The sequence below is a fragment of the Rugamonas violacea genome, assembly GCF_016461825.1.
Lineage (GTDB): Bacteria > Pseudomonadota > Gammaproteobacteria > Burkholderiales > Burkholderiaceae_D > Rugamonas.
Genome location: NZ_JAEMNU010000002.1, coordinates 17,797 through 25,736, shown reverse-complemented (window position 1 = coordinate 25,736; position 7,940 = coordinate 17,797). Strand labels below are relative to the sequence as shown.

The window sequence follows — 7,940 nt, the reverse complement described above, 5'->3', positions numbered from 1 at the left end:
CCCCCCCCCCCCGCCGGGTTTTCTCTGACCCCGCCGGGTTTTTGGGAGGGGGATGAGCTGGGAATGTTGTTAGAATGGTATCGATATTGTGCGGCGGCGCACTCAACATTCGGAGGGGCAGTGGAAAAGATCGACCTGAAAAAGGACTGGAAGCAGTTGTACCAACCGTCGGCCAAGGAGGTGGTGGAGGTGGAGGTGCCGCCCTTGCACTATCTGATGGTCGACGGCGCCGGTGACCCGAACACCACGCCGGCCTATGCCGAGGCGGTCGAGGCGCTGTTTTCGGTGTCTTACACGGCCAAGTTCATGTTGAAGAAGGGCGCGCAGCCGATCGACTATGCGGTCATGCCGCTGGAGGGGCTGTGGTGGGCCGACGATATGGCGGCCTTCGAGGCGAACGAGCGCAGCCAGTGGCGCTGGACGATGATGATTTTGCAGCCGGACTTCGTCGGCGCCGATGTCATCGACGCGGCCATGGCCGAGGTCCAGCGGAAGAAGGCGCTGCCCGGCGTGGCGCGCCTGCGCTACGACAGTTTTGTCGAGGGCCGTTGCGCGCAGTTGCTGCACGTCGGCCCGTTCAGCGAGGAGAAGCCGAATATCGACCGTCTGCACGCCTACATCGACGGGCGTGGCGGCCGGCGCGGCAAGCACCACGAAATCTATCTGAGCGATATCCGCCGCGCCGCGCCGGAGAGGTGGAAGACCATCATTCGCCATCCGATGCAGGCCGCTTAGCCGGCGCCGGATGGCGTTTTTGCTACGCCGCGTGGCGGATGCGTCGTGGCGGGAATACATGCGAGGCATGCATTCCTGCCCACACGGCGGTCCGCCGATGTGGCACGACGCTCAGCTGCCGATGGCGGCCCGGCCCAGCGCGGGGTCGTCGGTGAAGAAGCCGTCGATGCCGGTGGCCAGATAGCGCTTGATCTCGGCGATCGAGCCGATTTCGTTGCGCGCGTTGTCGCCGCCACCGTCGCGGAAGTCGGCCGCCAGGAAGCGGTTCTCCGGACGGAAGGTCCATGGCTCGACGCGCAGGCCGGCCTTGTGGGCGTCGTCGACCAGCGAGGTGGGCCGGCCCAGCTTGCCGTTCTTGTCGAGCGGGATCAGCGCGCGGGTCGGTGGGGCGACCACGTCGGCGTAGCTGGCGATGTCGCGCAGGCCGGCCGGCGTGCACATCTGCTCGAAGGTCAGCGTGCCGCCGGCGGCGACCACGTCGCTCGGCCGCAGCGGGCCGCCGACCACCAGTTGCATCAGGCGCAGGTTGGCGCGGCGGCCCAGCTTGCCGCGCAGGTATTTCAAATTGGCCACTTCAAACGATTGGATCTCGACCGGGTTGCGTCGGGTGTACTCGTGCGCCGCCAGCGTGGCGAGGAAGCGGTCCTCCAGCGCCAGGCCGACGCCGGCGAAATAGGTCGAGTGCTTGAGCTCGGGCACCAGGCCGATGGCGCGGCCCACGGTGGCGGACTCGGCGGCGACGAAGTCGATGATCTCTTCCCAGGTGGCGACCTGGAACATGCCGTTGTACTGGGCGCTGCCGGGACGCACCACGGGCAGGCGCTCGACGGCGCGCAAGGTCTTCAATTCGGCCAGGGTGAAGTCGTCGACGAACCAGCCTTCGTGGGTCTCGCCGTCGATGGTCTTCCTGGCGCGGCGGCTGGCGAATTCGGCGCGGCCGGCGACGTCGGTGGTCTCGGTCAGGTTGGCTTCGTGGCGCGCCACCAGCACGCCGTCCTTGGTGCTGACCAGGTCCGGCTCGATGTAGTCGGCACCGTCGGCGATGGCCTTGGCGTAGGAGGCCAGCGTGTGCTCGGGGCGCAGCGCGCTGGCGCCACGGTGGCCGAACACCAGCGGCCGCGTGGTGGCGAGCGGCGTGGCCGATGTCGGCGCCGCCGACGATGATGTCGTGGCGGCCCCGGCGGCCGCTGCCGCCGCGGCCTTGGCCGGGCCGGAGCCGGCCGCCGCCGCCAAGGCGCCGGGCGCCAGCAGCGCGGCGCCGCCGGCGACGGCCGCCGTCCGCATGAAGCCGCGCCGCGACAGCCGGCTTGGCAAGATCAGTTTGTTCATCAGAAGTCCGCCGTGACGGTGAGGAAGCCCTGGCGCGGTGCGATAGGGAAGGTGTTGTAGGTCTTGTCGGCAGCGCCGACCACCACGTTCAGGCTGCCGTCGCGGTTCATCAGGTTGCTGACGTTGACGCGGTAGCGGGCGTTCTTGACGACGCCGCCGTTCATGAACGGCAGCTTGCCGGACACGCCCAGGCTGAGCAGGAAGTAGCTCGGCACGCTGAGGTCGTTGGTGTAGGTGGCGTAGCGCTTGCCGACGTAGTCGCCGATCAATTGGAATTCGGTGTCGGCGACGTTCAGCGTGGCGACGAACTTGTTCATCCATTCCGGGCTGCCCGGCACGTCCTTGCCTGCGGTGGGGACCACGTTCGCTCCGTTGCTGTAGTTGTCCGAGTACTTCGAGCGATTGTACGACAGCGCGTCGTAGAAGGAGAACATGCGGCCGAAATGCAAGGTGCCGGACAGGTCGATACCGTCGGTCTTGACACTGCCGACGTTGGCCAGCACCGGGTTGCCGCCGATGATGGACAGCAGCACCGGCGTCGGGCTGATCTGCAGCAGGCGGTCCTTGAAGTCGACGTGGTAGACGTTGACCTGGCCGTCGATGGCGCTGACGGGGCCGAACTCGACCGGGTGGTTGGAGCGCAGGCCCAGTTCATAGGTGACCGAGGTTTCCGGCTTGGCGGTGGACTTGAACAGGTCGAAGGCCGGCTGGCTGGCCAGGCTCCACGGCGAGGCGCCGCCGCCGCCGTAGGTGACAAACTGGCGCATGTTTTTTTGCACGTTGACGAACATCTGGTCCTGCGCGCTGATGTCCCAGCGCGCGCCGGCCTGCGGCAGGAACCATTTCTTGGTGATGATCTCGCCCACCGGCAGCGCCAGCGAGCCGTTGGCGATGGCGCCCTTGGCCGGTTGCACGGGGAACTGGCCTTCGGCGAATTGCAGGCTGGACTTGAAGCCGGCCTGCAAGGACAGGTCGGGCCGCACGCGCCACTCGTCCTGCAGGTGGAACTGGACGACCTTGTTGTCGATCGTGCTGCCGTACTGGGTGATCAGCGGATTGGTTGGACGGTCGTAAGGCGAGCTCGGGTTGTTGACGTCGAGCGCGTACCAGCGGCGGTAGGCGGACGAGCGGTTGCGCTCGAGCCAGACGCCGGCTTGCAGTTGGTGGTCGCCGATTTCCGTGCGCAGGGTCGACAGCAGGCCGCCGCGCTTGATTGTGTATTCGGTGGTGCGGGTGGCGTAGCCGGAGCCGCCGAACACCTGCTTGAGGTTTTGGTTCGGGTAGTAGACGCCGAACAGGGCCGGCAGGCCGGCCACGCCGATCGGGCCGGCGACGACGCCGACGCCGTCGTCGTTGTGGTAGTAGAGCTGGTTCGACCAGGTGGTCGACTCGCCCAGGTTGGCCTCGTATTTCAGGTAGCCGAGGTAGTCGGTGCGCTGCGCGTCGCTGTAGTAGTTGCGGTAGTTGTTGCCGTCGGCGGGCGGGGTGGCGCCGGTCGGCGACAGGTATTTCAGCGCGGCGTTGAAGTCGGGGAACAGGAAGGGGCGGGTGTAGGGCGCGCTGGTCTCGCCGGCGACGTGGACGGTGCTGTCCTCGTTCGGTTCGATCTTGTCGGACCAGTTGAAGAAGGCGGTCAGCTTGCCGGCCGCGCCCTGGTTGACGAACTTGGCGTTGACCTGGTCGCCGCCCTGGCGGCCGGCGAAGTCCCAGGCGCGCGCCTCGTGGTGCAGCGCCGACAGGTAGGCGCGGTTGCCGTCGCCGAAAACGCCGCTGTCGAAGCGGGCGTAGGTGCGCGAGGTCTTGTGGCTGCCGACGGTCTGCTGCAGCGTGGCGCCGCGTTGCATGGCCGGCTCGCTGGAGAAGGTTTCGATGGTGCCGCCCAGGTTGCTGGTCGAGGCGGTGGCCAGGTCGCCGGCGCCGGACGACAGGATGACGTTGCCGACGTTCTCGCTGATGACGGCGCGCTGTGGCGACAGGCCGTTGTAGTTGCCGTACTGTTGGTCGCCGAGCGGCACGCCGTCCATGGTGTAGCCGAGCTGCTGGCCGCTGAAGCCGTGCACGAACAGCGACAGGTTTTGTTCGTTGTTGCCCCACGGGTCGGCGGTCTGGAAGCTGACGCCGGGCAGGGTTTGCAGGGCCTTCAGCGGATTGATACCGGGCAGCATCTTCTGCATGTCGCTCTTGCTCAACGCCACCGAGGAGCGGCTCTTGCGGGTGGTGATCTCGACCTTGGTGATCGGACCGGCGACGGCGCCGGCCAACTCGGCGCCGGCCTCGGCCGGGGCGGCGTTGTCGGCGGCCGGGGCGGCCATCTCGGCCACGGCGGCGGCGACGTTGGCCGCCATCGCCATCATGGGGAAGCTCAGCGCGGCCGCCATGCAGACGGAGGCGGCGGAGATGGTCTTGATGGCGGTGGAGGAGGGCGCGCGCGGCGTGGTCGAGTGCTTGATCATTGGATATGCCTTGGATGACAGAGTTGTAACATGAGAGGAACTGCAACGCTGCGCATGGTAGGCCGCCCGTGTGACGGGCCGATGACGGGCCGATGACGTCTTGATGACTTGCTGTGGGCGGGGACTAGAGGAAGCGCTCGCTTTGCCGTTAGAATGGGGTTCCGAACCGAGGCCCATTTCCTATGCGTAAGCTTTCCCTCCTGATGTTGTTGGCGTTGTCCGCTTGCGCCAGCGTCGACCAGTACCCTTCGCCCGAGCTGACATCCTTCATCAACGCGACGGTTCCGCCCGGCATGCCGAGCGAGCAGGCGCTGCTGCGCATGGATGTGGAGGGCTTCACGTGTGACGGCCGCGCCGGCCTGCAACTGGTGACGTGCACGCGGCAGCAGCCGCGCATGATGCGCTCGCCCTGCGTCGAGACGGTGCGCCTGACGCGCGACGGCAAGGGCAAGACCATCACGGCGGTCGACGTGGCGCCGAAGACCTGCCCGCGCTGGTAAGCGGCGGTGCTAGCGACGGCTCCCCGAAATGAAAAAAACCAGGCCGCTGGCGCGCGCCTGGTTTTTCTTTTTGCCGTGGTTCGTCGTTCGGGGTCAGTCGTTCGGGGTCAGTGCCGACATTCGGACACAAGCTGAACTGTATCGCAAGGCCCCGTCCCAACTACGGCAGAGGCCGTGTCCGAATGTCGGCACTGACCCCGGGGGGGATTGGCTTAGTGCTTGACGTCGCCGACCGGAATCAGCACCTCGACCGGCACGTCGATGGCGAACAGCTGGGCGCAGTCGACTTTGTCGTACTCGTAGTGCTGGCCGCAGAAGTCGCAGTTGACGCCGACCGTGCCGAACTCGGCGAGCACGCCGTCGACCTCGGGCTGGCCCAGCATCTTCAGCATGTTGCCGACCTTTTCGCGCGTGCAGCTGCAGTTGAACGTGGGGTGCAGCGGCTCGAAGACGCGGATCGTCTCTTCCCAGAACAGGCGCTGCATCAGCACCTCGATGCCGGTGTCGAGCAGCTCTTGCTCCTTCAGCGTCGAGCCGAGGATGACGGCGCGGTTCCAGGTTTCCAGCGCCTCGTCCTGGGTCAGCGGCGCGGCCTCGGTCTTGCCGCCGTGGTGGGGCAGCTTTTGCAGCAGCAGGCCGCGCGAGACGCCGTCGTCGGCGGCCAGCCACAGCTTGGTGTCGAGCTGTTCCGAACGCAGCATGTAGTTCTCGATGACGGTGGCGACGTCGTCGCCGTCGAGCGGCACGATGCCCTGGTAGGCTTGCTGGCCCGGCATCTTGTCGGCCGGGTCGAGGGTGATGATGAAGCGGCCCTTGCCGTTCACGTTGAGCATGTCCGGCAGCAGGGCGTCGTCGGCGATGAGCGCTTCCGGGTCGAGCTTGGCGGTGGCGCGCAGGCGCAGCTCGCCGTCGCACTCGACCACCAGCAGGCGCACCGGACCGTCGCCATGGATCTGCATGATGATGGCGCCGTTGAACTTCAGGTTGGCCGACAGCAGGGCGGCGGCGGCGACCATCTCGCCGAGCAGCTTCTTGACGGCGCGCGGGTAGTCCTGGTGGTGCGACAGGACTTCGCGCCAGGTGGCCGAGATGTCGACGAACTCGCCGCGCACGGCGGCGTTGTCGAAGATGAACTTTTGCAGGGTGTCGGCGTCGGCGCCGACGATCTGCGTCGTGGCCGGGGTATTGGTGCTAGTGGTCATGCTGGTTATCCAATCTTTTTGAGTTGCTTCTTGAACAGCTGGCCGCGCTGGACGTAATTGGCCGCGTTGCCTTGTAGTTTGACGATTTCCTCTTCGCTCAGCAGGCGCACGGCCTTGGCCGGCGAGCCGATGATCAGGCTGTGGTCGGGGAACTGCTTGCCCTCGGTGACCAGGGCGCCGGCGCCGACCAGGCAGCCCTTGCCGATCACGGCGCCGTTCAGCACCACCGCCTGGATGCCGATCAGCGCGCCGTCGCCGACTGTGCAGCCGTGCAACATGGCCTGGTGGCCGATGGTGACGTTGTCGCCCACGGTCAGCGGATAGCCCATGTCGGTGTGCATCACCGTGCCCTCCTGCACATTGCTGTTCTCGCCAATGGTGATACGCTCGTTGTCGCCGCGCACGGTGGCGCCGAACCACACCGAGGCGTTGGCGTGCAAGGTGACTTTACCGATCAGGTTGGCGCTGTCGGCGACGAAAGCGGATGCATCGATGTCGGGCGCGTCTTCGCCCAATTGGTAGATAGTCATGGAGAGCCTTGGTAAAGTGCTGAGGGATGGCGCTATTTTACGCCCTGGCGGCCATTGCCCGCCGAAAAGTCCGGCGCCGCAGGAGGGGGCGGGACGGTGGATCTGTCTCTCGGGCAATTTAAGAACGGTCGTGCTATTATCGTGTTTCTCGGCCAGCAATGAACCGATATTGCGCCGAGGGCGCCAATTTCAAGCCAGCATCCCCAGACATTCAAGGCAGCCCGCCATGCACACGACACCGACACCTTCCCGCTCCGAATTTCTCACCGTGCGCGGCCTGCGCACCCACGTCCGCCACTGGGGCCGCGAGGGCGCGCCCAAGCTGTTCATGGTGCACGGCTGGATGGACGTGGCCGCCTCCTTCCAGTTCGTGGTCGACTGCCTCAAGGGCGACTGGCACGTGATCGCGCCGGACTGGCGCGGCTTCGGCCTGAGCGAGCGCTCCGGCGCCGACACCTACTGGTTCCCCGACTACCTGGCCGACCTCGACGCCATCCTGCGCCACTACGCGCCGGACGGCGCCGTCAATCTGCTCGGCCACAGCATGGGCGGCAACGTGGTCAACCTGTACGCCGGCGTGCGGCCAGGGCGCATCGCCAGGCTGGTCAACCTGGAGGGCTTCGGCATGCCCGCCAGCAAGCCCGAGCAGGCGCCGGCGCGCTACGCCAAGTGGTTGGACGAGCTGTGCACGCCGCCGGAAATGCGCGGCTACCCGGACGTGGCGGCGGTGGCGGCGCGTTTGCAAAAAACCAACCCGCGCCTGACCGACGCCCGCGCCGCCTTCCTGGCGCCGCACTGGTCGGCGCCGAACGCGGCCGGGCAGTGGGAGATCCTGGGCGATCCGGTGCACAAGCAGGCCGGACCGTTGCTGTACCACATCGACGAGGTGCTGGCCTGCTGGCGGGCGATCACCGCGCCGGTGTTGTGGATCGAGGCGGCGGAGACGAATATGTGGCAATGGATGGGGCCGAAGGCCGAGGCGCGCATCGAGATCGACCGCCGCCTGGCCCACCTGGCCGACGTGCGCTGCCACATGATGGCCGACGCCGGCCACATGCTGCACCACGACCAGCCGGAGGAGCTGGCCCGGCTGCTGGAGGCGTTCCTGGCCGACTGAGTCCGGGGGCAATGCCGTTGCTCAAGGCGCTAGCGGCTTCCAAACCGCCCACAGGCGCAGAGCCGGGGGGGGGG

7 protein-coding genes are annotated in these 7,940 nt (G+C 66.9%); 3 read left to right on the top strand and 4 right to left on the bottom strand.

Annotation, left to right across the window (positions count from 1 at the left end; translation table 11 throughout):
• The first annotated feature begins 120 nt into the window (after positions 1–120).
• Positions 121–735 (top strand): GyrI-like domain-containing protein, encoded by a 615-nt coding sequence (locus tag H7U20_RS00295; protein WP_199517620.1) that lies wholly within the window; start codon positions 121–123, stop codon positions 733–735.
• 111 nt (positions 736–846) lie between these two features.
• Here the strand turns inward: H7U20_RS00295 and H7U20_RS00290 are convergent, their stop codons facing one another.
• Entirely contained in the window at positions 847–2,064 is a 1,218-nt protein-coding gene (locus tag H7U20_RS00290) for a glycerophosphodiester phosphodiesterase (RefSeq protein ID WP_199517619.1), read from the bottom strand.
• Complete coding sequence (locus H7U20_RS00285) at positions 2,064–4,517, bottom strand: TonB-dependent receptor (RefSeq protein ID WP_304621704.1); 2,454 nt, start codon at positions 4,515–4,517, stop codon at positions 2,064–2,066. Before H7U20_RS00285 ends, H7U20_RS00290 begins: the two co-directional genes overlap by 1 nt.
• Positions 4,518–4,699: 182 nt before the next feature.
• On the opposite strand from H7U20_RS00285, the gene H7U20_RS00280 reads away from it, so the two are divergent.
• Positions 4,700–5,017, top strand: a complete 318-nt coding sequence (locus H7U20_RS00280) for a hypothetical protein (protein WP_199517618.1) — start codon at positions 4,700–4,702, stop codon at positions 5,015–5,017.
• 212 nt (positions 5,018–5,229) lie between these two features.
• Here the strand turns inward: H7U20_RS00280 and hslO are convergent, their stop codons facing one another.
• Both hslO and H7U20_RS00270 read right to left on the bottom strand, forming a co-directional pair.
• Positions 5,230–6,219: an Hsp33 family molecular chaperone HslO gene (hslO, locus tag H7U20_RS00275; RefSeq protein ID WP_199517617.1), complete on the bottom strand. Its 990-nt coding sequence runs from the start codon at positions 6,217–6,219 to the stop codon at positions 5,230–5,232.
• Positions 6,220–6,224: 5 nt separating this feature from the next.
• A complete protein-coding gene (locus H7U20_RS00270) occupies positions 6,225–6,749 on the bottom strand; it encodes a gamma carbonic anhydrase family protein (protein WP_199517616.1) in 525 nt (174 codons plus the stop codon).
• A gap of 226 nt (positions 6,750–6,975) precedes the next feature.
• Between H7U20_RS00270 and H7U20_RS00265 the strand changes: the two genes are divergently transcribed.
• A complete protein-coding gene (locus tag H7U20_RS00265) occupies positions 6,976–7,866 on the top strand; it encodes an alpha/beta fold hydrolase (protein WP_199517615.1) in 891 nt (296 codons plus the stop codon).
• The last annotated feature ends 74 nt before the right edge of the window (positions 7,867–7,940 follow it).